The sequence below is a fragment of the Microthrixaceae bacterium genome (assembly GCA_016702505.1).
Lineage (GTDB): Bacteria > Actinomycetota > Acidimicrobiia > Acidimicrobiales > Iamiaceae > Aquihabitans.
In genome coordinates, this window is sequence record JADJDU010000030.1 from 408,507 (window position 1) to 434,059 (window position 25,553).

Here is a 25,553-nt window from a genome sequence, read left to right on the forward strand (position 1 = left end):
CCGTGACAACGACGAACACCCATAGCGCCGCGGCATCGGGTCCCGAGTTGTTGGCGGTGGCCCGGCCCGTGGCCGAGGAGGTGGCGGCCGAGCTGGTCCGAGCCCTCGACGGCGACCTCCGGGCCACCACCGTCTCGTCCAAGTCGACGGGGACCGATCTGGTCACCGAGATGGACCGTTGGGCCGAACGTCGGATCACAGAAGCGATCTTGGCGGCCAGGCCCTACGACTCGATCCAGGGCGAGGAGGGGGCCGACGTGGAGGGGACCAGCGGGGTGACTTGGTGTGTCGACCCGATCGACGGCACCGTCAACTTCGTGCACTCGATGCCCGGGTTCTGCGTGTCGATCGCGGCTCAGACGCTCGGGCCCGAGGGCCGACTTCAGACCGTGGCCGCAGTGGTGGTGTCACCCATGCACCAAGACGTGTTCACCGCCACCCGTGATGGTGGGGCATTTCGCAACGATGCCCGGATCCGGGTTTCGGATCCACCGTCGCTGGCTCGAGCAGTGATCGGGACCGGGTTCGGCTACGACCCGGCCCGGCGACGACGCCAGGCCGCGGTGGTCGGCCGGGTGATCGACCAGGTTGCCGACATACGTCGTAGCGGCGCTGCTGCCCTGGACCTGTGCTGGGTCGGGTGCGGTCGCCTCGACGGCTACTGGGAGGTCGGTCTCAATCCGTGGGACCATGCCGCCGCGTCTCTGGTGGCAACCGAGGCCGGCGCCCGCTGCGAAGGCATGCGGGGTGCCCCGCCCTCGAGCGACTTCGTGATCGCGGCTCCCGCGGCGGTGTTCGATGAGCTCCACGCCGTCCTGGCCGAATGCGATGCCATGACGGTCTGAACCACCGGCCCACGGCCTCATGCCACCTCTTGGGGGCCAGGCCCGGCACTAGCATCGCCGCTGTGGCGATCCGGATCCTGACGGTCGAAGATGACGAACGCATCCGCACGGCGGTGAAGCTGGCCCTCGAAGACGAGGGTTGGACGGTGGCCGAAGCCGAGAACGGCGAGGACGCTCTGGCCATCTTCAGTCAGTCACCTGCCGATGTGGTGTTGATCGACATCATGCTGCCCGACATCGACGGCTTCGAGGTGTGTCGGGCCATCCGCCGCCACTCCGATGTTCCGATCGTGATGGTCACCGCCCGAGACGACACCCACGATGTGGTGGCTGGCCTCGAAGCCGGAGCTGACGACTACCTCACCAAGCCGTTCGCCCCCAAGGAGCTGTCGGCTCGCATCCGGGCCTTGTTGCGTCGGGTCCGTTCGGCCGACCCAGGTGCGCCTCAGCTTCGCTTCGGTGATCTGGAGATCGCCCCCGATCAGGGCATGGTCCGAAGGGACGGCACAGAGATCCACCTGACCAAGACCGAGTTCAAGTTGCTGGTCGAACTGGCCACCTCACCGGGCAAGGTGTTCAGCCGAGAAGCATTGCTGGACAAGGTGTGGGGTTATGACTACTTCGCCGATGGCCGGCTGGTCGATGTTCACGTGAGGCGCCTTCGCACCAAGGTCGAGGCCGATCCGGCCAACCCCCGCCACGTTGTGACCGTGCGCGGGCTGGGCTACAAGCTGTTGCCCTGAGCACCACCGCGTCTTCCTCCGCCTCGGCTGCCGGGGCCGCCGGGCCAGACCGGCTCGCGTCGGAAGGTTTCCCGACCGGAGATCCCTCCGATCCCCAGGCCGGTCCGAGGGCAAGAAGCGGCGACGGTCGTCGCGTGCCCCATCCCAGGGGGGAGCGAGTCGCCGCCGCCGCTGGCGGGGCCCGAGACTGGGGCTGCGGTCTCGCATCGTTTTGGCCTTCACATTGAGCGCCGCGCTCATGTCTGCCCTATTGGCCGCCACCACCTGGGGTCTCACCCGGGAGAGCATCGTCAACCAACGTGAGGGCGTGGCCACCACCCAGGCTTTCCGACACGCCACTTTGATGACCCCGCAGTTGGCATCGGAGACCGACGACGAGCAGCTCCGGGCCACGATGGCGTCGTTGGAGAGCGAGAGCGCTACCCGGGCCCTGGTCCGTGACGATCAGGGTTCGTGGACCAACCAGACCACAGCCTTCGACGAGCGAGCGGTCCCCCGGGAGATGCTGGAGATGGTCGAGGCCGGCCAACCGGCGCGGATGCGGGTGAACATCGACGGCGAACCTCAGCTATTGATAGGTGTCCCCTTGCCCTCGGTTGGCGGGCTGTACTTCGAGTTCGTGTCCCTAGCCGACACCCAAGATGCGCTCGAGTCGCTCTCGGCTTCGCTTTTCGGGTCTGCGGTGGTCACCGCCATGGCCGGCGCCGCGGTGGGCTGGTGGGCCAGTCGCCGGACCCTCAAACCATTGGCTCAGGTTTCGGTGGCGGCCGAGGCCATCGCCGGTGGCCGGCTCGATACCCGCCTGGGCGCCGCCCACGACCCCGACCTGGGGGTGCTTGTCACCTCGTTCAACCACATGGCCGAGGTGTTGGAAGGTCGCATCGACCGTGACGGTCGGTTCGCGTCCGATGTCAGCCACGAGCTGCGGTCACCACTCATGACGCTGTCGGCATCGATCGAGGTGTTGGCGTCTCGGCGCGAGGAGATGCCCGACGCATCGGCTCGGGCCGCCGTCGACCTGATGGTGGCCGATGTGGCCCGGTTCAAGCAGCTGGTAGAGGACCTGTTGGAGATCTCCCGCTTCGACGCCGGCGCGGCCCGTCTCGACCTGTCCGACATCCGTCCCGGCGAACTGGTGCACCAGTCTGTGGCATGGTCCCAGAGCCCCGATGTCCCTATCGAGATCGATCCGGAGCTGGCCGACGTGGTGGTGCGGGCCGACAAGCGGCGCCTGGTCCGGGTGGTGGCCAATCTCTTGGACAACGCCCGCAAGTACGGCGGAGGTCCGACCCGCATCGAGCTGACCCGGCTCCCGGCCGCGCTTCAGATCGCAGTGGAGGACGCCGGCCCCGGTGTTCCTGTCGAGGAGCGTGAGCTCATCTTCGACCGCTTCTCCCGTGGGGCGGGGTCGGGGCGCCGCACCGGCAGCGAGGGGGTCGGGCTGGGCCTGTCCCTGGTGGCCGAGCACGTTGCGCTGCACAAGGGGAGGGTGTGGGTCGAGGACCGTCGAGACGAGGAGCCCGGAGCCCGGTTCGTAGTCGAGATCCCGGTGGTATGGGCCGCGTTGGACGACCCCGATGATGCCGACGACGGAGACGAGGAGTTCGCATGAGCCGTTGGCTGATCACGCTGGCGGTGGCTCTGGCCGTGCTCGCCACAGTCGTGACCGGTTGTGGTGTGCCCATCGACGGTGAACCTCGCGCCATAAGTCGCACAACCGTCGATCCCAGCGTGGATGACTCCCGGGTCACCCCCACCACCACAGACCGCCCTGGTGCCGCGACCGTCGCTGCATTCTTCATCGGGGATCAACGTCTGGTCGCTGTGGACTTCCCGGTGGAGGATGCTCCTACTCTGGCCGATGCCCTGGCCTTCACCCTGGGTGAGCCACCTCGGGATCTCACCACCGCCCTGCCGTCGGGAACCAAGATCCTGTCCGCCGTCGTCGGCGACTCGGTGGCCATCGTCGACCTGACCAGCGAGATCAACGACATCAGCGGCCAGTCTCAAAAACAGGCCTATGCCCAGTTGGCGTTCACCACCTTCGAGTTCTCGGGTATGGACCAGATCCAGTTCCTGGTGGACGGCAAAATGGTCGACGCCCCCACCGACAACGGCAACAAGGCGGTGGTCACCGCCGAGGACTACCCGACCCTTGCCCCCGGGATCTAGGCCTGGATCCACCCTGTCCTACGGTTCCAGCTCGTCGGACCGCCAACACCATCGGCGGCCACACAGCTTCGGGGTCAGGTGCGGTCGTAGGGCACCTGGAAGATGGCGCTGGTGCGCAACATGGCGGGTTCGACCATCTTCAGGTGACCAACAGCGTCGGCCACCTGAACCCTGGTGATCTCCCCGGCTTGGAGCGCCACCATCTGCCCCAGTGCACCGTCGGCCACAGCATCCACGGTCGCCACCCCGAACCGGGTGGCCAGGACCCGATCGAAGGCCACCGGAGTTCCGCCCCGCTGCACGTGGCCCAGCACGGTGGTGCGGCTCTCGATTCCGGTGCGCCGTTCGATCTCGGCCGCAACCCGGTGGCCGATCCCGCCCAGGACCTGGTGGTCGTACACGTCGACTGGTATCTCCGGCATCGGCATGGTGCCCTCTACGGGGACGGCACCTTCTGCCACCACCACGATCGAGGACCAGTGGCCGCGCTGATGGCGGCCCGAGATCAACGAGGCCACGTGTTCGATGTCGAAGGGCTCCTCGGGCACCAGCGTCACCGCCGCGCCTCCGGCGAGGCCCGCCCAGGTGGCGATGTGGCCTACGTGGCGACCCATGACCTCGACCACCAGCACCCGGTCGTGGCTCTCGGCGGTGGTGTGGAGGCGGTCGATGGAGAACGTGCAGATCTGCACCGCGGTCTGGAACCCGAAGGTCATCTCGGTGAGACCGATGTCGTTGTCGATGGTCTTGGGAACGCCGACCACTGGGATGCCGTCGCGGTGAAGGTCCTTGACCACCCCCATGGAACCCTCTCCCCCGATGGCCACGATGGCGTCGAGGCCGTGACGGTCAACGGCTCGGCGCACCGCCTCGACGCCGTTGTCCATCTTGTATGGCTGGTCCCGGGACGTTCCCAACACGGTGCCACCTCGGGGCAGAAGACCCCGGCATGATTCGCTGGTGAGCGGCTCCCAGTCGTCGTTGACCACGCCCCGCCATGCATCCTTGAACCCGACGACGGTGCCTCCGTGTTCGATCTCCACGGTCCGAACCGTGGCCCTGATGACGGCGTTGAGCCCGGGGCAGTCTCCGCCCCCGGTGAGGATCCCGATGCGCATGGGTTGGACCCTACCGAGCGTTGATCGCCTCCGATGACGGGTTCCGGGTCGGTAACCTGCGCCGCCATGGCTGTGGTCATTGCTCTTGACGCCGGCACCACCGGGGTGCGGGCCATCGCGTTCGACGAGTCCGGTCTCACCGTTGGTTCCCGTTACCGCGAGTTCACCCAGCACTTCCCTCGGCCCGGCTGGGTGGAACACGACGCCGATGAGATCTGGTCGGCCATGGTCGGGGTCACCGCCGAACTGATGGCCGCACTCGAGACCCCGGTGGCTGCCATCGGGATCACCGACCAGCGCGAGACGGTGGTGGCCTGGGATCGCACCACCGGCAAACCTCTGCACCGGGCCATTGTTTGGCAGGACCGGCGAGGCGCAGCCCGCTGTGACCAGTTGGCCGAGGACGGACACCTCGGTCTGGTCCGCTCCACTACCGGGCTGGTCCTCGACCCGTACTTCTCGGCATCCAAGATCGAGTGGCTACTGACCGAGGGCGGCGTGATGCCTGGGCCGAACCTGGCCCTCGGCACCATCGATTCGTGGTTGCTGTGGAAGCTGACCGGCGGAGAGGTCCACGCCACCGAGGCCTCCAACGCCAGCCGCACCATGCTCTACGACATCGTCGACCACCGCTGGTCGCCCGAGCTGTGCGGCCTGTTCGGGGTCCCGGTCGAGGCGCTGGGCGAGGTCCGTCCATCCAGCGGTCGTTTCGGCGTAACCCACGAACGGAGCGGGCTACCGCCTGGCATCCCGATCTCGGGTATCGCCGGCGACCAGCAGGCCGCCCTGTTCGGACAGGCGTGCTTCTCCCCGGCTCGACCAAGAACACCTACGGCACCGGATCGTTCGTGCTCATGAACGTGGGATCCACCTGTCCCGAACCGGTGGATGGTCTGCTCACCACCGTGGCCTGGACCATCCCCGATGCTTCGGCCCCGGGGGGCCTGCGCACCGACTACGCCTTCGAGGGAGCGATCTTCTCGACCGGCTCGGCCATCCAGTGGCTACGCGACGGACTGGGCATCATCGACTCGGCGGCCGAGGCCGGTCCCCTGGCGGCATCGGTGGACAGCACCGACGACGTGTTCTTCGTGCCCGCGTTCACCGGACTGGGCAGCCCGTGGTGGGACCCCTACGCCCGAGGCACCCTGGTAGGCGTGACACGGGGAACCACCCGGGCCCACCTGACTCGAGCGGTGGTGGAGGCCATGGTCTTCCAAACCCGAGACGTGGTCGATGCCATGACCGCGGGTTCGGGCTTCGAGGTGACCGGCCTGCGAGCCGACGGGGGCGCCACCGCCATGGACCTGCTCCTGCAACTCCAGGCCGACCAACTCCAGGTCCCGGTGCGACGCCCCATGGTCCAAGAGACCACCGCCCTCGGTGCCGCCTATCTGGCCGGCCTGGCCGAAGGGGTGTGGTCCTCCACCGCCGACATCGAGAACAACTGGGCACTAGACGCCGAATTCACCCCTCGCGCCGAGCGGTCCGACACAGACAAGGCCCACACCCGTTGGCTTCAGGCCCTCGACCGCTCCAGGGCGTGGGCCACCTCCTGAGCAGGCCTCGGCCATCAGGACGTGGCGAAGGTCACTACCGCGGATCGGGAGCGATAAGCGTTGAAGCGGCAGCGCTAAGAGGCCGTTAAGGGCCCTTCCAAGCGGTCGTGAGCACCGGTAGGACGGGTGCCATGACAACAACGATGCTGGCCAGGGACCCGGTCCAGCCGGTGAGCCCTTCCGACGCGGGACTCGGCGGACGGTCAATGCACAACCCGCGGCACTGGCTCCACTTCCCGCTGGTGGAGGTCTCCAATGCGTGACCTCGCATTCCTCGCGCTGGTCGTGGTCTTCTTCGCCCTGATGACCGCCTACCTGAAGGCGTGTGTCGCCATCGTCGGCGCCGAGGAGCCCCCACCTCGACCGGGGCCGGATCACATCCACAATCGACCGCGGTCACAGAGATCGTCACGGGAGGTCGGTCATGAGCGTCGACCATCTTCTCGGGCTGGCAGTCGCAGCCGGGGTCGTCGTCTATCTGGTGGTGGCCCTCCTCTTCCCGGAGCGCTTCTGATGAGCGCGTCAGCGTGGCTCCAACTATTCGCGCTGGTGGCGGTGATCGGTCTGGTCACCCCGCTGTTGGGGTCCTATCTGGCCAAGGTGTTCGGCGACGGTCCCTCCCCCGGAGACCGGGTGTTCGCCCCCATCGAACGTGCCATCTACAAGGTTGTGGGCGTCGACCCCGACCAGGAGCAGCACTGGACCACCTACGCCCGTTCCGTGCTGGCCTTCAGCGTCATGTCGGTGATGGCCCTCTATCTGATCCAGCGGGTCCAGGGCTGGTTACCGCTCAACCCGACCGGGCGTGAAGGGGTGGCTCCCGCCATCGCCTTCAACACGGCGGTCAGCTTCGTCACCAACACCAACTGGCAGGCCTACGGCGGCGAGTCGACCATGAGCCACCTCACCCAGATGCTGGGCCTCACGGTACAGAACTTCGCCTCGGCGGCTGTGGGCATTGCAGTGGCCGTAGCCCTGGTGCGCGGTCTGGTACGCCGTCGTTCGACCACCATCGGCAACTTCTGGGTAGACCTCACCCGGTCCCTCACCAGGGTGCTGCTACCCGTCGCCGTCATCGCCGCGCTGGTGCTCGTCAGCCAGGGCGTGGTGCAGAACCTCAGCGGTGGCGTCGACGTGTCGACGGTGGCTGGCGGCGAGCAGGTGGTTCCGGGCGGGCCGGTGGCCAGCCAAGAGGCGATCAAGCTGTTGGGCACGAATGGCGGTGGCTTCTACAACGCCAACTCGGCCCACCCCTTCGAGAACCCGACCGCTCTGGTCAACCTCCTCCAGATCGTGCTGGTGCTGATCATCCCCTTCGCCTTGACCTGGACGTTCGGGACAATGGCCCGCAACCGCCGTCAGGGATGGGTGGTGTTCGCCGCCATGTTCGTCCTGTGGGCCGGAGGGGCGGCCCTGGCCGTGTCCTTCGAGGCCGACGGCAACCCGCTGCTGACCGACCGCGGCGTCACCCAGGTGGCCGACGCCTACCAGTCGGGCGGGAACATGGAGGGCAAGGAGGTCCGCTTCGGCACCACCGGGTCGGGCCTGTTCACCGCCGCGGTCACCGGCACCTCCACCGGTGCGGTCAACTCCGCCCACGACAGCTACACGCCCTTCGGCGGAGCCGTCCCCCTGGTGAACATGATGCTGGGTGAGGTGTCTCCGGGCGGTGTGGGAGCTGGTCTGTACGGCACCTTGGTGTTCGCCCTGCTCTCGGTGTTCATCGCCGGGCTGATGGTGGGCCGCACGCCTGAGCTGTTGGGCAAGAAGATCCAACCGGCCGAGATGAAGCTGGTGATGCTCTACCTGTTGGCGGTTCCGGCGGTGATCTTGGTCTTCGCCGCCATCTCGGTGGTGATGGGTAGTTCCAAGGCCTCGATCTTCAACCCCGGTCCCCACGGGTTGAGCGAGATCGTCTACGCCTACACATCGGGGGCCAACAACAACGGCTCGGCCTTCGGCGGCCTCAACGCCACCACCGACTGGTACACCACCACCATCGGCCTGGCCATGCTTGCCGGTCGGTTCTTGTTGATCGTGCCGGTCCTGGCCATCGCCGGGTCGATGGCCGCTAAGCAGCCGGCGCCGCCTAGTGCCGGCACGTTCCCCACCGACACACCCTTGTTCACCGGTCTTCTGATCGGAGTGATCCTGATCGTGGTCGGTCTGACTTTCTTCCCGGCGCTGGCGCTGGGACCGCTCGTGGAAGGGCTGGGCCTGTGACTACTGCAATGACCGAAGGCCGACTGGGTTCGCCGGTGGCCAAGAACCGTTCCCGCCCCTCGGGGTCGGGCTCTCTGTTCGACCCCGACATCGTCCGGCGAGCGTTGCGAGAAGGCGTGACCAAGCTCGACCCCCGACTGATGGTCCGCAACCCGGTGATGTTCGTGGTGGAGTTGGGCAGCGTCCTCACCACCATCCTGTTCGTTCGGGACTTCGGGTCGTCTTCGAGCTCAGAGAACGTGTTCGCGGGGCTGATCACCGCCTGGCTGTGGTTCACGGTTCTGTTCGCCAACTTCGCCGAGGCGGTGGCCGAGGGCCGCGGTAAGGCCCAGGCTGACACCCTGCGCGCCGCCCGCACCGACACCGCAGCCCGGGTGATGACTTCGGACGGCTCGATCACCGAGCGATCGAGCTCGCTGCTCGAGGTCGGAGACCGAGTGGTGTGTGAGTCAGGCGACATCATCCCCTCCGACGGCACGGTGGTCGAAGGCATCGCCAGCGTCGACGAGTCGGCCATCACCGGCGAGTCGGCCCCGGTCATCCGCGAGTCCGGCGGGGACCGCTCAGCGGTTACCGGTGGTACCAAGGTCTTATCGGATCGGATCGTGGTGGAGATCACCGCCCGGCCGGGAGAGACGTTCCTGGACCGGATGATCTCGCTGGTCGAGGGCGCCGCCCGCCAGAAGACGCCCAACGAGATCGCCCTCAACATCTTGTTGGCCGGGCTGACCATCATCTTCATGTTGGCGGTGGTCACCCTCCAACCCTTCGCCGTGTATTCGGGGGCCGAGCAGAGCCTGCTGGTGCTGATCGCTCTGTTGGTCTGCCTCATTCCCACCACCATTGGAGCACTCCTGTCGGCCATCGGCATCGCCGGGATGGACCGTATGGTGCAGCGCAACGTGCTGGCCATGAGCGGTCGAGCGGTGGAAGCCGCCGGCGACGTGTCCACGTTGTTGTTGGACAAGACCGGCACCATCACCCTCGGCAACCGCCAAGCCGCCGAGTTCGTCGCCCTGCCAGGCGTGTCCATCGACGAGTTGGCCGAGGCGGCCATGGTGGCCAGCCTGGCCGACGAGACCCCCGAGGGGCGGTCCGTGGTCGAGTTGGCCCAGTCCACCTACGGTCGAACCGCTCGGACGTTGGAGGGGGCCATCCTGGTGCCCTTCACGGCCCAGACCCGCATGAGCGGCGTGGACCTGGACGGCCGCCAACTCCGCAAGGGTGCCACCGACTCGGTGCGCCGCTGGGTGAGCGAGGCGGGGGGTCCGGTACCCGAGGAGATGACCACCATCACCGATGCCATCGCCTCGGCCGGAGGCACACCGCTGGTGGTGGCCGAGGCCTCCGCCGACGGCCGCTATTCGGTCCTGGGGGTGATCCACCTCAAGGACGTGGTGAAAGCCGGCATGGCCGAACGTTTCGACCAACTCCGGGCCATGGGAATCCGTACGGTGATGATCACCGGCGACAACCCGCTGACCGCCAAGGCCATCGCCGCGGAGGCCGGGGTCGACGACTTCCTGGCTGAAGCAACCCCCGAGGACAAGATGGCCCTGATCCGCCAGGAACAGGAGGGGGGCCGCCTGGTGGCCATGACCGGTGACGGCACCAACGACGCTCCGGCGCTGGCCCAGGCCGACGTGGGACTGGCCATGAACACCGGTACCCAGGCGGCCAAGGAGGCGGGGAACATGATCGACCTCGACTCCAACCCCACCAAGTTGATCGAGGTGGTGGAGGTCGGCAAGCAGTTACTGATCACACGAGGCAACGCCGACGCCGTCTCCCCCAACCTGCGGCCCACCTTCCTCGACGAAGTCGTTCCGGCCGCAGTGGCCAGCCTGGGCCCCCGGGGGCGGACTGTGAACATCGAGGTCACCGAGACCACTCCGGCGGTGGACGCGGACCCGGGCCTGCTCGAGCGGGTGCTGGCCAACCTCATAGACAACGCCGTCGCCCATTCGCCAGCCGACTCGCCGGTACGCGTCGAGGTGGGTGAGACCGCCGGGCGCGTCATGGTGAGGGTGGTCGACCGCGGTCCGGGCGTCACCAACCGAGACCGGGAGCGGGTCTTCCAGCCGTTCCAGCGAATGGGTGACAGCTCGCCGCGGGCGGGCGCCGGAGTCGGGTTGGGCCTGGCCGTGGCCCGCGGTTTCAGCCGGGCCATGGGAGGCGACGTCACGATCGAGGACACCCCCGGCGGCGGAGCCACCTTCGTGGTCGATCTGGAGGTCGCGGGTTGACCCGGGTTCTGGTGGTGGATGACGAGGCGCCGATCCTGCGCGCCCTCATCGCCAATCTCCGCGCCCGCGGCTTCGAACCGGCCGGTGCCGCCACCGGAGAGGATGCGCTGCGGGTGGCGGCCGAGTTCCATCCCGACGCAGTGGTCCTCGACCTCGGGCTGCCCGGCATCAGCGGCTGGAGGTCATCGTCGGGCTTCGAGGTTGGAACGCTGTCCCGATCATCGTTTTGTCGGCGCGCGACGGTGAGCGCGACAAGGTGGCGGCCCTCGATGCCGGGGCCGATGATTACGTGACCAAACCGTTCGGGATGGATGAGCTCTTCGCCCGACTACGGGCCGCACTACGCCGAGTCGCTCCCGTAACCGAAGCCGCGGTGTTCCTCACCCCCGATTTCTGTGTCGACCTGGCGGCCAAGACCGTCACCCGAGCCGGCGAAGAAGTGAGGCTCACCCCCACCGAATGGGGGATCGTGGAGATGCTGGTCCGCCATCCCGACAAGCTGGTGAGCCAACGTCAGATCCTCCAGGAGGTCTGGGGACCCAACTACGGCGAGGAGACCAACTACCTACGGGTCCACATGGCCCACATCCGTCGCAAGCTGGAGCCCGAGGTTGGTCATCCCCGATACTTCATCACCGAACCCGGAATGGGTTACCGGTTCAGAACCCCCGAGCCCCCGAGCTGACCCAGCGCACTCGGTTGCTCGACCTCTGTAGGTCACCGTCCGTGCGCGCTCATTGATCGGCGCTCATTGATCGGCGCCCGGCTCGGCTCAGGCCAGGGCCGTCCAGCGGATGGCGACGATGTCGGCCAATGCCTCTATCTGACGACGTTCGCGGTCGCGCCAAGCGATGCGGTCTCGGCCGGCGACCAGGGCAAGACCGCACCCCTCCAACCCCACCCAGGTGACGTCGCTCGGGGATGCGTCTCCGCCACCCAGCGATGCCGCCGTCGAAGCGCCGTGGACAAACGCCTGGAGCCATGGGTCCGACGGAGCTCCGTCCCCGGCCACCAGCGTCGTCCCGGCCTCGGTGTCGAGCACCGCCACCCACGTGGCAGCTAGCGAACGGTGGGCCTGGTCTCGCACCACCTCGAGCAGGTGGTCACGGGTGGCCGCCTCGACGAGGCGGGCCGCGGTCACCAGGGTGTCCCGGCGGGGATCGTGGCCCTCGGGACCTACGGGGCGGACCTCCTCCACCTCCACGCCGTCGACCTGGCGGATCTCGCTGATGAGCAGGTCGACCAGGGTCGACTCGGGTAGTTGAACCACCAGTTCGTCCACCGCCTGATGGTCACCGGTCTCGAGGATCTCAATACCTACGACATCTCCCTTGACCGCACCGATGCGGCTGGCCACCGCACCCAGGGCACCAGGACGGTCCGGCAGCCAGACCCGGATCACGTAGCTCTCCATTTCCCCGACGCTAGGCCAACACTGTTTCGGTGGCGTTTCTCATCGGCCAACAGCGCGAGCCGGGGCCAGGTACACCAGCTGGGCGCGGGCACCCGATTCGGTCACAATCCTTGACCAGATGGTCAAGTACGGTGGCGGGGTGGACCGCAAGCTGACCCAAAGAGGCGAGGAGCGCCGCACCCAACTCATGGAGTTCGCGGCGGCACGCTTCGCCCAGAAGGGCTTCCACCCAACCTCGGTCGCCGAGATCGTCGAGGGCATCGGGGTGGGCAAGGGCGTGTTCTACTGGTACTTCGACTCCAAGGAAGCGTTGCTGCGGGCCATCCTCGCCGACGCTCAGCGAGATCTCCGACGCCGTCAGCGGGCCGCCATCGCCGATGGCACCACCCCCATGGAGCGCATCGAACGCGGTATCCGGGCCTCGATCCAGTGGTCGGTCCAACACACCGACAACTTCCGTTTGGTCCAGTTCGCCGCCACCGATGAAGCGTTCAGCAAGGGAGTGCTCAAGGGCCAGCAGGTGGCGGTCCGCGATGCCGCCACCCACATCAGCGAGGCCATGGCCGCCGGGGAGATACCGCCCGGCGACGCCGAACTGGCCGCCCAGTTCATGATCGGGGTCCACACCCACCTGGTTCTCCAGGTGGTCCAGGGTCAGCTCCGGGCCACCGACGAGGTGGTCGACGCCGCCGTGAACTTCTGCCTCCACGGCATCACCGGCCCCCGCCCCTGACCGGCAGACCGGCACACCGGCCCCCGCCCCTGACCGGCAGACCGGCAGACCGGCCCCTACTGGAGTCGGGTGAGGGCCTTCTTCAGGTTGCGGACCGCTTGGCCGATCCGCTGTTCGTTCTCGATCAGGGCGAATCGGACGTGGCCGTCGCCGCCCGGGCCGAAGCCGACCCCCGGTGAGGTGGCGACCTGGGCTTCGCGGACCAGGAACGAAGCGAACTCGACCGAGCCCATCTCACGGTACGGCTCAGGGATGGGTGCCCAGGTGAACATGGTGCCCCTTGGCGGCTCGATCTCCCAGCCGATCCGGTTGAGCCCGTCACACAGGGCGTCACGACGGGCCTGATAAGTCGGGAGCACCTCGCGGGGATGCTCGGGATCCTCGTTGAGGGTGACGGTGGCGGCGATCTGGATCGGCTGGAAGGTGCCGTAGTCGAGGTAGCTCTTGAGCTTGGCCAGCGCCTGCACCACCTCGCGGTTACCGACCAGGAATGCGACACGCCAGCCGGCCATCGAGAACGACTTGGTCATCGAGTACAGCTCCACCGCGCACTCCTTGGCGCCCTCGGCCTGGAGGATGCTGGGCGGCTCGTAGCCGTCGAACCCGAGCTCGGCATACGCGTTGTCGTGGACCACCACCACGTCTTTGTCTCGGGCGAAGTCCACCACCCGCTGGAAGAAGTCGAGGTCCACACACGCGGTGGTTGGGTTGTGGGGGAAGGACAGCACGATCACCCGCGGCTTGGGCCAGGAGTACTCCCACGCCTCTTGGATCTTCTCGAAGAAGTCGGTGCCGGTACCCATGGGGATCTCCCGCACATCGGCCCCCGCGAACAGCGGCCCCCAGATGTGGATCGGATAGGACGGCGACGGGACCAGTGCCGCGTCTCCGGGCTGGAGCAACACCCACATCAGGTGGCTGAAACCTTCCTTGGCCCCGATGGTGGCGATCACCTCGCGGTCGGGATCCAAGGCCACACCGAACCGACGCAGGTACAGGTCGGCCACCGCTTCGCGCAGCTTGGGGATACCCCGACTGGCCGAGTATCGGTGGTTGCGGGTGTTGACCGCAGCCTCGGCCAGCTTCTCCACCGCTATCTGCGGCGAGGGCAGGTCCGGGTTGCCGAACCCCAGGTCGATCACATCGAGCCCCTGGCGGCGAGCCTCGATCTTGAGCCCGTCGATGATGGTGAACACGTACGGAGGAAGACCGGTGATGCGACGAAACTCCATCGGTGCAACCTAATCGGACCTCCGGGCGCCTCCGGATCGGTTTCAGACGACCTCCGATGGTGCCAGAACCCATGCCATGGGCGGCGGGAGGCGGCCGGTTGGCGCGGCGGTCACGGGGCTGAGCACCATGGGGGCCATGTCTTCTGAGCAGCCCTATGTCCCCGTGGTGGTGGAGATCGCCCGCGGTAGCCGCAACAAGTACGAGATCGACCACGAGACCGGTGAGATCTGGTTGGACCGCCGGCTGTTCTCGGCCACCGTGTACCCCGCTGACTATGGCTACATCGATCACACGCTGGGCGGCGACGGCGATCCGCTCGACGCTCTGGTGATCATGGAGGAACCGACCTTCCCGGGCTGTCGCATCAAGGCCCGACCGGTTGGCGTGTTCTGGATGGAAGACGACGCCGGACCCGACGCCAAGATCATCTGCGTCCCCCACGGCGACCCCCGTTGGGACCACGTCCAAGACATCGATCAGCTCCCCGACCACCTCACCGACGAGATCGAGCACTTCTTCGAGGTGTACAAGCAGCTCGAACCCGGCAAGTTCGCCAACACCAAGGGGTTCGAGGGCCGCGAGAAGGCCGAGGCCGAGATCACCGAGAGCCAAGAGCGCGCCCTAGGCACGTCCTTCGCCTAAGGGGTCCTAGCGGATAGGTCCGGTCGTCGTCGCTACCAGGTTGACCAGACCGAGGCTTCGCCTCGGTTTAACCATGCCGTGCTTATGGGTCGGTCCGCCTATCGGCGCACCTCCTAAGGGTCCTAGCGGCTAGAACAAGCGAGGCTCGATCTCGCCGTGGTCAGGGGACGCGGGCTGCGGCCAGCAGAGCCGCGCCCCAGGCCCCGGCTCGCTCGCCCAGCGTGGCTGCCACCACAGGCACCGGCTCACGACGGTCACCACCCATCGGCAGGTCGGTGAACGCCCGGCGGATCGGATCCAACAACAGGTCACCGGCCGCGATCAGTCCCCCGCCGATCACCACCACCTCGCTGTCGAGCACGTTGACCAGGTTGGCCAGCCCTGCCGCCACCCACCATCCGAGCTGTCCCATCACGGCCAGGGCATCGGCATCACCGAGGGCTGCCGCCGCCACGACGTGCTCGCCGCGGATCTCCTCGACACGGCCGCCGGCCTGGGCCAGCACCGCGTCAGCCTTCCCGGCGGCCACCGCTTCCCGTCCGAAACGACCCAGGGCGTTGCCCGACGCGAACTGCTCCCAGCAGCCGAAGCGACCGCACCGGCACTCGGGACCGGATGGGTCGATCATCATGTGGCCGGGTTCGCCGGCATAGCCGTGGGCCCCGCGGAGCACGCCGCCCTTGACGGTGAGTCCCGCACCGATGCCGGTGCCGAGGGTGACGGTCAGCGAATGGTTCACGCCTCGGGCCGCTCCCCGTTCGTGTTCGGCCCAGCCGGCACAGGTGGCGTCGTTGTCGACGGCTACCGGCAATCCCAGATCGGCGCTCAGCTCGGCGGCCAGCGATCGGTCGACCACACCGGGCAGGTTGGGACCGAAGCGGAACACCCCGTTGCGGTCGACCAGTCCTGGCGCCCCTACCCCGACGGCTCGAACCCGGGCCCCGTCGGCGCTGGCCACGGCCTGGGCGATGGCGTCGCGGGCCACCGCGGCCAGGCCCGCCACCACGTCTCCCCCCGGCCGGGGAACCTTGGTGACCACCAGGGGCTCCGCGCTGTGATCATCGGGGTCGACCACCACGGCCAGGAGCTTCGTTCCGCCCAGGTCGAGGCCGCAGACCAGATCTGACATCTGACTACCCCACCACCAGGGCGTGGTCGCGCCCAAGGTCGTGCGCCCAAGCGGCAACCTCGGGCCGGTCGCTGAGGACGATCAGTTGCACCAGGTCGGTGAGGCGAGCCAGGCGCATCAGCACCTCGACCGCCTCGTCGTCGCTCAGGTCCACGAACGGATCGTCCAACACCACCGGAAGGTGGCCGGCAGGCCCCTCCGAACGACAGGCCTCGATGCGAACCATGGCCCTCCAGATCACGTCGTCCACCAGTGCGGCTCGGTCGCTGGGGTCGAAGGCCACGTAGCCGACCGGTTGGTTGCCCGTCTCGCCGACAACGAGCTCGTCGTCCACGGCATCGTCAGGTTCCTCGACCGGCCCATCGGCGACCGGTTCGCCGGCGACGGCTCCCCCGGCGACCGGTTCGCCGCCTACCGGTTCGTCGACGGCCGGTTCGTCGTCGGCCGTAGTCAGTGAACCTTGATCCTGATCAGAATCGACGAATGGGGTTGACACCGTCACGGGTTCGCTGCCGGTTGGGGTTTCGACGTCGCTCGCCCAGCCCGAACTGGCGAAGATGTCACGGGCGCCCCGCTCACCCCAGGCCTTGGTCTCGTCACCTGCGTCGGATCGGCCCGGGTTCGGCGGCAGAGCGGGCCGCGCCAACTCGCCAGCGATGGTCGCGCCGGTCCCATCACCGGCACTGTCGTCGGTGGCGGGAGTGTCGGCGTGCTCGGCAACGTCACCGGGGGCGAGGGCCTGACCCTGCGCGATGAAGTAGACGTCGGTGGCCGCCACCATCTCCAACAGCCCGACCGGGGGCTCAGCCATGTCGGGTAGGTCGGGCAGGTCCGGCAAGCGCGGCACGTCGGCGGCGAGCTCCACCTCCAAGGCGTCCACGTGTACATCGATGGCGGCCACCGCCACCTCCAGCTCCTCGCGGCGACGGTCGTCGTTGGCGACGCCGTCCAGGAACTGCTCGGCCGCCACCATCACCGAGTCGACGTCGGCCCGATCAACCTCGGGCGCGGCCGAGTGCGCGTCTAGGGCCGTGATCAGCCGTGACGTCTCCCGTGACCGGTCCGAGTCGACGCGCAGGCTGCGCAGTTCGTCTTCCACGCCCGATCCCACCGGCTGGTGACCCAGGAGGGCCGCCACCTCGGTGCTGAGGGCATCTTGTCTCTCGCTCAAGTCCTGGCGGCGACGACGTCGTACCGCCGCTCCCGGGGTCGGCGATGCAGTGACCCAACTCTTTGGTGGCCGCCTCCAGGTCGGCCTTCTCTCGACGCATGTCGGGGTCCGCCGCCCGCTTGGAGGTGTTCAGCATGTAGTCGACCCAGGAATCGAAGCCGAAGCGGGCCAGGATCCGGGCCTCCTCAGCCTCGGCGTCGGCGAGCTGCTTTCGAGCTCGGCCCGCTCCGAACCGCCTCTCGTCGACCTTGTCGGAGGCTTCCACGTAGTCGGCGTGGGCCGCTTCGATGCGACGGATCTGGTCGTCGGTGAGTTGGGGTTGACGCAGCACGGCTTCGGCCTCGGCGACCGCCAACTCGGCCGCCAACACCTCGGCCATCGCCGCCCGCTCATCTGAGGTGGTGGCCAACTGGATGGCGGTGGCTTCTCGTTGCAGGTCACGCCATCTATCTGCCAGTTCCTCAGCTCCGGCCACAGGGGTTCCCACCGGCACATCGCGTAGCGCGGCCAAGGCCTCGCTCACCTGGGCGGTGTCGACCCCGGGCAGGGACTCGGCTAGGCGGTTCAGTTCCAGGCGCCGCTGGCGCAGCGCGCTCAGACGCTGCCTGATCGCCTCTGCCACCGGATCAGGTGGGGCCGGTGGCGGCACAGGCGGAGACGGCGCCAAGGCATCAGCCCCTTGGGGGACGACCGCCACCGGCAGGTCGCGGTGGTGGAGGTCGACGCCGCCGCCCTCGGGCTCTTGCGCCCCGGCGATGTCCATGCCGACGGTGTCGGCAGGACCCGTCTCGAATGCCAACGCCCCGTGCACCCCGGTGGTGGCCCCACCCGAGGCCCCGCCGTTAGCGGACTCCGAAACCGGAGGACGCAGGTCTGCGGCCACCACCACCGAACTATGAGCCACCACCAGGCCCAGCGTGGACAGCGACTTATCGGTGAGCGAGAAGCGGATGCCCGACGCTTCGACCTCTCCCGATGCGGTGGAAACCCGGCCAACAGCCAGGTGTCCGATGGTGTCGATGCACCATTGCCGGGCTGGGTCGTGAAACCCCCGAACCACGGTGATCTGGGGGTGCAGGTTGAGGTCCACGTCGGCGCTGGTTCCGCCGTGCAGGTGCAGGATCCTCACCGGTTCCTCCATGGGGTGGGGTGGGCGAGTCGCCCGAAGCTGGTTGTCACGACACCGGGATCCGCTGCACGGGGGAGCCGTCGTCGGGGTCGTCTGGATCGTTGCCTTCGGAACCACTCGCCCGTCCACCCGAACGCCCCGACCCCGCTCCCGCCCGGGTGACATCGGCGGCTGCGGCCCGTACCGTACGGCCGGCCAGGTCGCCGATGTCGGCCACCACCCCGGCCAGGCGGGCCATGCCCTCGGGGCGGTCGACGAGGTCTTCGGCGGCATCGAGCAGGGCTCGAGATGCAGCGATCACCTCGCGGGCGGCCCGTTGAAGGTGATCGAGACCAGCCGCCACCCGCTGGTCGTCACCGCCGGGAACCCGGTGGCTGTCGTGGCCACCCCGAGGTCCGTCGTCGTCCCACCCTTGGGACCAGTCGTCGTCCCAGTCCGAACCCCAATCCGAATCGTGACTGGAGTCGTTCCCGGGGTCGTGACCAGGTTCGTGATCGCCCGGGGCGACGGGAGGCGGGTTCGACGCGGCCCGGGTCGGGTCCGACAGGTCCGGCTCCGCGCCCGAAGGTTTCGCCTGTGGGTCGGGTTTCATCGGGATCGCTCCCCGCCCGAGCTGCCCGCGGCCCGCTCGCCGGGCCGGGTCGATGACGGGGGAGAGTTCCGTCGTCTGTTCGACGACGGCTCACCGGCGAAGGTGACCCGGAGGCGGCCGTCTCGCAGGCTGGCCGCCCCCACCGGGTGACGGCGCAGGGAGTCTGGCAGCATCATCGCCCTGCGATAGCCACCGACCCGGATGAGCAGTTCATCGTCTCGCCGTCCCAGCTCCAGGTCATCACGGTCGGCGAAGGGCAACTCGATCACCAGCTCGAACCCGGCGCCCTTGCGGATCACCTCGACCGGTTCGCCCTCGTGGAGCACACCGGCGGGATCGATGTCTCCGTAGAGGCCTTGGGCGAAGCCCCGCAACGCATCCACACCGACCAGTTCGGTCGGGGCCAGTTCGGCCCGCAGGATCGGCACGGGGGCGAAACCCTCCTCTATCGAGGCCAGATGTTCGGCGTGGCGGGCCTTCCACTCCTTGAACCACGGGTCGTTGATCTCATCGGGCAGGAGCCGGTTGGCCACCACGGCATCCACCCGGTACCCGAACAGCGAGAGATAGGTGTGGGTTCGACGGGCCTCGGCCACCACCAACTTCTCAGGGTTCACCACCAACCGGACGCTGGTCCGGGACGTGTCGCACAGCAGGTCCCGCACCCCGTCGAGTCGGTCATAGAAGCGCGACGCCGAACCGAACACCTCGTCGCCGGGCGTGGGCAGACCGGCCACCCGGCCCAAGATGGGCGACACCACCTTGTTGATGCGCCGACTCATCGGGAACACCCGGTCCATGTACCAGCGCAACACCTCGGGCAACGACAACAGACGAAGGGTCTCCGCGGTGGGGGCACAGTCGACCACCACCACATCCCATTCACCGCTATCCGCGTAGGTCTTGATGTCGCTGAGGCTGAAGATCTCGTCGAGCCCCGGGATGACCGACAGCTCCTCGGCTTCGATGGCCGCCACCCCGGCCCATTCGAACACCTCGAGCAGCCATGCCTGGATCTCGACCCAGGCGTCTTCCATGCGGGCCTGGGTGTCGAGCTGTTGGCCGAACAGCCCGGGCACCACCTCGACGGGATGATCCCCCAGATCCACCCCGAAGGCGTCGGCCAACGAATGAGCCGGATCGGTGCTCAACACGATGGTCCGCAGCCCCGCATCGGCACAGCGCAGAGCGGTGGCCGCCGCGGTGGTGGTCTTCCCAACCCCACCCTTGCCGGTGAAGAGCAGGACCCTCACTGAACCTGGAGCTCCACCCGGGCCTTGAGCTCTCGGAGGGCGGTGTGCATGATCCGGCCCTGCGTGCGTCGCTTGATGAACCCGGGGATGGGAACTATCAGGTCGGCCTCGAGTTGGTAGGTGACCTCGGTGGTGCCGGCCTGGTCGCCTTCGAGCAGCTCGTAGTAGCCGTCCAACTTTCGGGTGATATCGCCTTCGGTCAGCGTCCAGGCCACCACGTTGGGGTCTGAGTGGTCGTAGGCCAGCGTGTAGACGGTGGATTTGCCGAAGCCGGCGGCCCGGAACCGCACCGAGGTACCGCGGCCCTGGTCGTCGGCCTCGAGTACCTCCACGTCCTTGAGATCTGGGGCCCACGCCGGGTACTGCGCGAAGTCCAACAGGACGGCCAGCACCGCGTCGGGGCTGGCCTCGATGGTGGTGTGCTCTATGACCCGATCTGCCATCGGGCCATTCTGCCCCACCCGCTCAGCGAGGGGGGAAGGAGCCGTGGCGACTGGACCACAAGGTGAGGATTCCGATGCCGAACACGGGGGCCATGACCGCCCAGGGCGGCTGGGTGACAGCAACGCTCACGGTGGCCACCGCGATCTGGGTGAACCACAGTCCGAGCAGCATCCGTCGCACCGGGACTGGAGCGGCCCCGGTCAGGTAGAAGAGCCCGGCCAGGTCGATCGTCTCGGTACGACTGCGTCCCGCGGCCCGGAGGAAGCCGACCGCGAAGGCGGCGCAGCCAGCCACGAACAACACGGTGCAGGCCACCAGATAGGCGATCTGGGCCGCTCCCACGTCGAGGACCGCGGCCATCAGGGTGCACATCACCATCAGCGCCGTGCCGACCTGCCCGAGGACGATCACGGCGGAGCCGGCGGTCTGGCCCTCTGGTTCGGTCACCGAGAGTCGGCCCATCGGTGCAGGGCCCGGTCCAGCCGGGCGGCCAACACGTCGTAGGAGAACTCGGCCACCGCTCGACTACGAGCCGACTCCCCCATTCGCCGTCGGCCGTCCGCGTCGGCCAACAGGGAGCCCAAACCGTCGACCAACTGATCAACCGAAGTGGGGTCGTCTATGACCAGCCCGGTTCGACCGTGGTCCACCGCCTCGGCCGCCCCGCCGCTGTTGCCGGCGATCTGGGGTACACCGCACGCCGCCGCCTCCAAGAAGACGATGCCGAAGCCTTCCTGTTCCAATCCGAGCCAGCGGCTACGGCAATCCATCACGAAGACGTCGGCGCTGGCGTAGAGGGCGGGTAGGTCATCGTCGTCGACCCGTCCCAGCATCTGCACCGGCGCCCCGGTCGATTCGACCAGCTTGTCCAGCCGTTTGCGGTCACGGCCCGATCCACCGATCAGGACGACGAGGTCCCGATGACGGGGAGCCAGTTGGGCGGCGGCTCGGATCAAGGTGTCCATCCCCTTGCGGGGGACGAGGCGACTCACCGAGACCACCAGGTCGGCGTGTTCGGCCACCCCGAGTCGGGCACGGGTCTGGCGGCGCAGGTCCGGGCTCAGGGGAACGAAGCGCTCGGTGTCGACGCCGGGCGGCACCGACACGATGGGCAGTTCCCGTCCTACCGCCCGCTCACCTTCGGCGGCCGGGTAGGTACCGGCGGCCACCACCAGCGATGCCCCTCCCAGGACCCGAGCCAAGGCGTGGCGTGGGCCCGGAACCCGGCCCGGGACGGTCACCTCGGCACCGTGGAGGATCACGCCGTAGGGACGTTCGAGGGACGGACCAAGGTGGCCCAGGGGCAGAGCCGGGTCCAGCAACACGAGGTCGGCGTCGATGTCAGCGGCCAGGGCATTGATGTGGTCGCGCACGGCACGACGAGGTAGCAGCACCTTGTCTCGGCTGCGTTCGATCCGAAACCCGGCCTGGCGGTCGAATTCGGCGGCCCCGGCGTAGGGCGTGGTGAGGACGGTGACCTCGTCGGCGGGGAGTCGGCGCCACAGCTCCCACAGGTACGACTGGATCCCCCCGATCTTGGGCGGGAAGTCGTTGGTGACCAGCAGGTGCTTCACGACGGAGAGACAGCTCGGGCCGGCGAGACCAGCGGGCTCACCACTGGGCGGGCCAACTCCTCGGCCACCATGGGGTCCTCATCTCGATCCATCTCCACCAGAAGATCGTCGCACCCCAGGCGCCGTGCGCTCCACACCGCGTGGGCTCTCACCACCGCGACGGGGTGGGCCAGGCATGCGACCAGCACGGAACGGACCCTGGGATCGGTTCCGTCGCCGGTGTTGCCCAGCACCACCAACGCGTTTCGGCGCAGATAAGCCGGGTCGCGTTGGGGCACATACCAGTGGCCGTAGGCGGCCATCACCTCGCGGTCATCGGCTTCGAGCAGGTCCAGTACCGGCACCCACACCCGAGTTGGGTCTCCTTCGGCTTCGAGGGCCTCCTCGTTCGGTCCGGCGCGGCGCACCTCCACCCGATTGGGTGGGCACACCTCCTGGCATTCGTCGCACCCGTAGATCCGATCGCCGAGGGCCTCGCGATGACCGAGGGGGAACGGACCCGTGGTTTGGAGGCTCCAGGACAAGCACCTTCTGGCGTCGACAACACCCGGAGCCACGATGGCCCCGGTGGGACACGCCGGAAGGCAGCGGGTGCACGTTCCGCAGCCGGCGGCCATGTCGGCCGGTGGTTCTTCCTCGGCCCGGTCACCCACAACCGGGGCGTCGGTGAGGACGGATCCCAACAAGAACCAGCTACCCGCACCCGGCACCAGGAGGTTGGCGTTCTTTCCGAACCAGCCGAGGCCGGATCGGTGGGCCACTGCCCGGTCCACCAGGTGGTTCTGGTCTGACACCACGCAGGCCCGCCAGCCCGCAGCCTTCAATTCTGCCGCCACCGCAGCCAACCCGTCGGCCAGCACTTGGTGGTCGTCGGCCCACACGTATCGGGCGACCCGCGCCACCGGCCCCACACCAGCCGGAGCCGGTGGGCGCTGGCGGTGGTAGGACCGAGCCCCCACCAGGATCGAGCGGGCTCCCGGCAACAAGGCCTGAGGGTCGGTGGATCGGGTCGGGTTCTTGTAGGTGAACTGCATGGTGCCGTTCAGGCCGCGAGCCTTGCGATCCTCGAGGTCTCGGCGGGTGTCAGCCAGCGGCTCGGCGTGGGTCCAACCCAGGTGGGCGATTCCCCCGAGGCGCGCAACCTCTCGGAGATGCTCCAGTGAGGGGACCTCGGCCATGCCCCCATCCTTTCAGTGCCATCGCTCCAACCGTCACTCGGCACCACGCACTGCCTGGGCTATCCGGCGGCACCAGCTCGCGGTCGGTGGCGCAGCGGCGGCACCAGGCCGGCGGCATCGAACATCTTGATCGCTCTCACCTCGGCCAGGTCGACCACGACCGGAGATGCCGAGTCGCTTCGGCAGATGAACGTGACGACACAGTCGACACAGGCTGACGTGTCACGCAACGAACAGTCGTTGCAGTCGATCAGCAGTGGCTCTGCTGGCAAGGGGTTGCCCATGATCGGCCTCCGGTAGGGACGACGGGATGTACTGCGCCATCTTCCCCAGCCCCAGTGACAACGAAGCGCTCCGGGTCCCTGCGGATACGTCACCTCACATCTGGACGCCTTGGCGCCGACGGACTCGACTCCGGCGCTCCCAACCCGCTGGCGGGGATGCCGTACGCCTCCGCTGGAACCAGACCTCGGCGGTGACCGGCCCGGTCAGCGCCCCAGGGCAGTCAGGTAGTCAGTGCTCGACAGCACCACCGCGCCCTGACGGCGGGCATCATCGGCCACTTCGCGATCCGAGGACACGACCAGTATCGGCTGGGACACTGGCGTCACGGCGAGAAGAGCAGCGATCTCCTCATCGGCGGTGACCCCGGTGGGCGAGAAGATCACGCGCAGCACTCTGCTCGCCGCCGGAGCCGAGGCGGTGTCATCGCCGTCGAACACCACCGTCACCTCACCTCCAGACCGGGCGGCCGCTTCCTCCAGCAGGACCACGGTCCGGCGACGTTCCTCCTCGGGCAACAACCCGCTCCAAGCCGATCGGGCCAGGTTGTAGCCGTCGACCACCACCAGCACCGCGGGATCAGCCACCAGATGCCTGCGGGCCTCGGGCGAATCAGTGAACAGCCCCGGCGGCACCACCGGCTGACGCCGCCGCACTCGACCGACGCGACGATCGGACCCGTCCCGCCCGGCTGGACCTCGCCCCGCCTTCCCTGGCGACGCCCCAGGCCCATCCTCGACGGGCTCGCCCGGATCCGCTTCGGGGCGTCGAACGACCCGATCGGACCGGCTGACGGCTGGGTCCAAAGCCGCAGCGGCGGCACCGAGGGCCCGGGCCATCTCTCCGGCCGCGGCCGCCGCCGCGAACACGGCATCTCGGGCACCAGCGACGTCCATCACGGGTGCCACTTCGCTGGGCCCGGGAGGTGGAGAGTCACCCTCGCTCGCCACCGCGGTCGCTGGAGGCCCGCTCCGAGCCGAACCGTCGGTACTCGAGCCCTCCCTGGTCGACGCTGACCTTGACGAGCCGGGAGCGGTAGAACCTGCATCGGTGGATACGGAGCCAGCCGCAGTCGGGCGGGCCGTACCGGTCCTCTCGGGCCCGTCATCGGATCCACCGGGCCCCTCGTCGGGCCCCCCGGTTGCCGGCAAGGAGCGGCCCGCCAACTCTGCTTCGGCCTCCCGGGTGGCTTCGCGAGCCACCTTCAGGTCCCGGCGGGTTTGGGAGAGCTCGGTCTCCAGGGCCTTCTGCGCCCGAACGGCGGCGTTGCGCTCGACCTCCAGCCGGTCCACCTCGGCCTTGAGCAGATCTCGTTCGTCGACGAGACGAACGGCTTCGGAACGGGCCTCGTCTCGTTGTTCCGCCGCCCGCCGCCGGGCCGCCTCCGCCCGTTGCGCCTGGTCGCGGGCTGTCTCGAGCTTCGCCTGCAAGCGGGAGACCAGTCGGGGCGGGCCCGATGCCGTCGCTGCCTCGTCGCCGTCGACACCGTCACCCTGCTCCCCTGCGACCTCCGGCCCGACGGTGCCGGTGCCGGTGCCGGTGCCGGTCCCGGGTGGATGCCCGGCCCGACGACCAGCGCCCCGACCTGACCGTGGGGAGGCTTGGGTCTCGAACACCGGGTCCGCAGCCCATCCCTCCGGTTGGGTCAGCCACAGCCAACCGGCTCGACCCACCAGCATCTCGGTGGCTTCGTCAGCCACCCGTAGACGGAAGTCGTCGTCGGACTCGACCACGACGCGTATGCGTCGGTATGCCGCAGCCGAGAGCTTGCGGAAACCGAACAACGGCCGGATGGCGGTCGGTGATGGGATCCGAGGTTCGGCCAGGTCACCTTCGGCGGCCACCTTCAACGCCAGCACGCACGCCTGTCGGA

Annotated in this window: 23 protein-coding genes and 2 pseudogenes; 11 read left to right on the top strand and 14 right to left on the bottom strand. The window is 68.2% G+C overall.

Annotated elements, in window-relative coordinates; genetic code table 11:
• The first annotated feature begins 2 nt into the window (after nt 1-2).
• The 4 genes from IPG97_19020 (at nt 3) to IPG97_19035 (ending at nt 3,760) form a co-directional block, all read left to right on the top strand.
• Nucleotides 3-845 carry an inositol monophosphatase gene (locus IPG97_19020; GenBank protein MBK6858578.1) on the top strand — a complete coding sequence of 281 codons (843 nt, stop codon included), beginning with the start codon at nt 3-5 and terminating at the stop codon, nt 843-845.
• Nucleotides 824-1,588 carry a response regulator transcription factor gene (locus IPG97_19025; protein MBK6858579.1) on the top strand — a complete coding sequence of 255 codons (765 nt, stop codon included), beginning with the start codon at nt 824-826 and terminating at the stop codon, nt 1,586-1,588. Before IPG97_19020 ends, IPG97_19025 begins: the two co-directional genes overlap by 22 nt.
• A gap of 238 nt (nt 1,589-1,826) precedes the next feature.
• A complete protein-coding gene (locus tag IPG97_19030) occupies nt 1,827-3,200 on the top strand; it encodes a HAMP domain-containing protein (protein MBK6858580.1) in 1,374 nt (457 codons plus the stop codon).
• Complete coding sequence (locus IPG97_19035; protein ID MBK6858581.1) at nt 3,197-3,760, top strand: GerMN domain-containing protein; 564 nt, start codon at nt 3,197-3,199, stop codon at nt 3,758-3,760. The genes IPG97_19030 and IPG97_19035 overlap by 4 nt, the downstream gene beginning before the upstream one ends.
• Nucleotides 3,761-3,834: 74 nt before the next feature.
• Here IPG97_19035 and IPG97_19040 read toward each other — a convergent pair whose 3' ends face one another.
• On the bottom strand, nt 3,835-4,878 hold the full coding sequence (locus IPG97_19040) for an ATP-dependent 6-phosphofructokinase (GenBank protein MBK6858582.1): 1,044 nt from the start codon (nt 4,876-4,878) through the stop codon (nt 3,835-3,837).
• A gap of 66 nt (nt 4,879-4,944) precedes the next feature.
• On the opposite strand from IPG97_19040, the pseudogene glpK reads away from it, so the two are divergent.
• The 5 genes and pseudogenes from glpK (at nt 4,945) to IPG97_19065 (ending at nt 11,591) form a co-directional block, all read left to right on the top strand.
• Nucleotides 4,945-6,437: pseudogene (gene glpK, locus IPG97_19045) on the top strand (glycerol kinase GlpK).
• A 424-nt stretch (nt 6,438-6,861) separates the two neighbouring features.
• Nucleotides 6,862-6,951, top strand: a complete 90-nt coding sequence (kdpF, locus tag IPG97_19050; GenBank protein ID MBK6858583.1) for a K(+)-transporting ATPase subunit F — start codon at nt 6,862-6,864, stop codon at nt 6,949-6,951.
• Nucleotides 6,951-8,660: a potassium-transporting ATPase subunit KdpA gene (gene kdpA / locus IPG97_19055; protein ID MBK6858584.1), complete on the top strand. Its 1,710-nt coding sequence runs from the start codon at nt 6,951-6,953 to the stop codon at nt 8,658-8,660. The genes kdpF and kdpA overlap by 1 nt, the downstream gene beginning before the upstream one ends.
• 8 nt (nt 8,661-8,668) lie before the next feature.
• Entirely contained in the window at nt 8,669-10,906 is a 2,238-nt protein-coding gene (gene kdpB / locus IPG97_19060; protein ID MBK6858585.1) for a potassium-transporting ATPase subunit KdpB, read from the top strand.
• A pseudogene (locus tag IPG97_19065) lies at nt 10,903-11,591 on the top strand (response regulator transcription factor). The gene kdpB and the pseudogene IPG97_19065 overlap by 4 nt, the downstream one beginning before the upstream one ends.
• 87 nt (nt 11,592-11,678) lie before the next feature.
• Here the strand turns inward: IPG97_19065 and IPG97_19070 are convergent.
• Nucleotides 11,679-12,320 (bottom strand): ACT domain-containing protein, encoded by a 642-nt coding sequence (locus IPG97_19070; protein ID MBK6858586.1) that lies wholly within the window; start codon nt 12,318-12,320, stop codon nt 11,679-11,681.
• Between the two features lie 118 nt (nt 12,321-12,438).
• Between IPG97_19070 and IPG97_19075 the strand changes: the two genes are divergently transcribed.
• A complete protein-coding gene (locus IPG97_19075) occupies nt 12,439-13,053 on the top strand; it encodes a TetR/AcrR family transcriptional regulator (protein ID MBK6858587.1) in 615 nt (204 codons plus the stop codon).
• A 56-nt stretch (nt 13,054-13,109) separates the two neighbouring features.
• Here IPG97_19075 and IPG97_19080 read toward each other — a convergent pair whose 3' ends face one another.
• Nucleotides 13,110-14,285, bottom strand: coding sequence for an aminotransferase class I/II-fold pyridoxal phosphate-dependent enzyme (locus IPG97_19080; protein MBK6858588.1), 1,176 nt, complete (start codon nt 14,283-14,285; stop codon nt 13,110-13,112).
• Between the two features lie 136 nt (nt 14,286-14,421).
• Here IPG97_19080 and IPG97_19085 point away from each other — a divergent pair, with 136 nt between their 5' ends.
• Entirely contained in the window at nt 14,422-14,928 is a 507-nt protein-coding gene (locus IPG97_19085) for an inorganic diphosphatase (GenBank protein ID MBK6858589.1), read from the top strand.
• Nucleotides 14,929-15,088: 160 nt separating this feature from the next.
• On the opposite strand, the gene IPG97_19090 is transcribed toward IPG97_19085, so the two are convergent.
• The 11 genes from IPG97_19090 to IPG97_19140 all read right to left on the bottom strand — a co-directional run bounded on the left by IPG97_19090 (nt 15,089) and on the right by IPG97_19140 (nt 25,539).
• Entirely contained in the window at nt 15,089-16,057 is a 969-nt protein-coding gene (locus IPG97_19090; GenBank protein MBK6858590.1) for an ROK family protein, read from the bottom strand.
• 4 nt (nt 16,058-16,061) lie between these two features.
• Nucleotides 16,062-17,156 carry a hypothetical protein gene (locus IPG97_19095; protein MBK6858591.1) on the bottom strand — a complete coding sequence of 365 codons (1,095 nt, stop codon included), beginning with the start codon at nt 17,154-17,156 and terminating at the stop codon, nt 16,062-16,064.
• On the bottom strand, nt 17,053-18,357 hold the full coding sequence (locus IPG97_19100) for a hypothetical protein (GenBank protein MBK6858592.1): 1,305 nt from the start codon (nt 18,355-18,357) through the stop codon (nt 17,053-17,055). Before IPG97_19100 ends, IPG97_19095 begins: the two co-directional genes overlap by 104 nt.
• A 46-nt stretch (nt 18,358-18,403) precedes the next feature.
• The gene (locus IPG97_19105) at nt 18,404-18,949 is read right to left on the bottom strand and encodes a hypothetical protein (protein ID MBK6858593.1); all 546 of its coding nucleotides are present in this window, start codon (nt 18,947-18,949) and stop codon (nt 18,404-18,406) included.
• Nucleotides 18,946-20,202 (bottom strand): ArsA family ATPase, encoded by a 1,257-nt coding sequence (locus IPG97_19110; protein ID MBK6858594.1) that lies wholly within the window; start codon nt 20,200-20,202, stop codon nt 18,946-18,948. Before IPG97_19110 ends, IPG97_19105 begins: the two co-directional genes overlap by 4 nt.
• Nucleotides 20,199-20,645, bottom strand: coding sequence for an SRPBCC family protein (locus IPG97_19115; GenBank protein ID MBK6858595.1), 447 nt, complete (start codon nt 20,643-20,645; stop codon nt 20,199-20,201). The genes IPG97_19110 and IPG97_19115 overlap by 4 nt, the downstream gene beginning before the upstream one ends.
• A 22-nt stretch (nt 20,646-20,667) precedes the next feature.
• A complete protein-coding gene (locus IPG97_19120; protein MBK6858596.1) occupies nt 20,668-21,093 on the bottom strand; it encodes a hypothetical protein in 426 nt (141 codons plus the stop codon).
• On the bottom strand, nt 21,090-22,220 hold the full coding sequence (locus IPG97_19125; GenBank protein ID MBK6858597.1) for a glycosyltransferase family 4 protein: 1,131 nt from the start codon (nt 22,218-22,220) through the stop codon (nt 21,090-21,092). Before IPG97_19125 ends, IPG97_19120 begins: the two co-directional genes overlap by 4 nt.
• The gene (gene queG / locus IPG97_19130) at nt 22,217-23,398 is read right to left on the bottom strand and encodes a tRNA epoxyqueuosine(34) reductase QueG (protein ID MBK6858598.1); all 1,182 of its coding nucleotides are present in this window, start codon (nt 23,396-23,398) and stop codon (nt 22,217-22,219) included. The genes IPG97_19125 and queG overlap by 4 nt, the downstream gene beginning before the upstream one ends.
• 59 nt (nt 23,399-23,457) lie before the next feature.
• Entirely contained in the window at nt 23,458-23,682 is a 225-nt protein-coding gene (locus IPG97_19135; GenBank protein MBK6858599.1) for a hypothetical protein, read from the bottom strand.
• A gap of 204 nt (nt 23,683-23,886) precedes the next feature.
• Nucleotides 23,887-25,539, bottom strand: a complete 1,653-nt coding sequence (locus tag IPG97_19140; protein ID MBK6858600.1) for an NYN domain-containing protein — start codon at nt 25,537-25,539, stop codon at nt 23,887-23,889.
• Nucleotides 25,540-25,553: the final 14 nt, after the last annotated feature.

Coding starts and splice junctions, on each gene's coding strand:
- IPG97_19030 (MBK6858580.1), top strand. CDS start 1,827: ATGTCTGCCCTATTGGCCGCCACCACCTGGGGTCTCACCCGGGAGAGC.
- IPG97_19040 (MBK6858582.1), bottom strand. CDS start 4,878: ATGCGCATCGGGATCCTCACCGGGGGCGGAGACTGCCCCGGGCTCAAC.
- IPG97_19075 (MBK6858587.1), top strand. CDS start 12,439: ATGGTCAAGTACGGTGGCGGGGTGGACCGCAAGCTGACCCAAAGAGGC.
- kdpF (MBK6858583.1), top strand. CDS start 6,862: ATGAGCGTCGACCATCTTCTCGGGCTGGCAGTCGCAGCCGGGGTCGTC.
- IPG97_19035 (MBK6858581.1), top strand. CDS start 3,197: ATGAGCCGTTGGCTGATCACGCTGGCGGTGGCTCTGGCCGTGCTCGCC.
- IPG97_19070 (MBK6858586.1), bottom strand. CDS start 12,320: ATGGAGAGCTACGTGATCCGGGTCTGGCTGCCGGACCGTCCTGGTGCC.
- IPG97_19135 (MBK6858599.1), bottom strand. CDS start 23,682: ATGGGCAACCCCTTGCCAGCAGAGCCACTGCTGATCGACTGCAACGAC.
- IPG97_19115 (MBK6858595.1), bottom strand. CDS start 20,645: ATGGCAGATCGGGTCATAGAGCACACCACCATCGAGGCCAGCCCCGAC.
- IPG97_19105 (MBK6858593.1), bottom strand. CDS start 18,949: ATGAAACCCGACCCACAGGCGAAACCTTCGGGCGCGGAGCCGGACCTG.
- IPG97_19025 (MBK6858579.1), top strand. CDS start 824: ATGCGATGCCATGACGGTCTGAACCACCGGCCCACGGCCTCATGCCAC.
- kdpA (MBK6858584.1), top strand. CDS start 6,951: ATGAGCGCGTCAGCGTGGCTCCAACTATTCGCGCTGGTGGCGGTGATC.
- IPG97_19090 (MBK6858590.1), bottom strand. CDS start 16,057: ATGTCAGATCTGGTCTGCGGCCTCGACCTGGGCGGAACGAAGCTCCTG.
- kdpB (MBK6858585.1), top strand. CDS start 8,669: ATGACCGAAGGCCGACTGGGTTCGCCGGTGGCCAAGAACCGTTCCCGC.
- IPG97_19080 (MBK6858588.1), bottom strand. CDS start 14,285: ATGGAGTTTCGTCGCATCACCGGTCTTCCTCCGTACGTGTTCACCATC.
- IPG97_19085 (MBK6858589.1), top strand. CDS start 14,422: ATGTCTTCTGAGCAGCCCTATGTCCCCGTGGTGGTGGAGATCGCCCGC.
- queG (MBK6858598.1), bottom strand. CDS start 23,398: ATGGCCGAGGTCCCCTCACTGGAGCATCTCCGAGAGGTTGCGCGCCTC.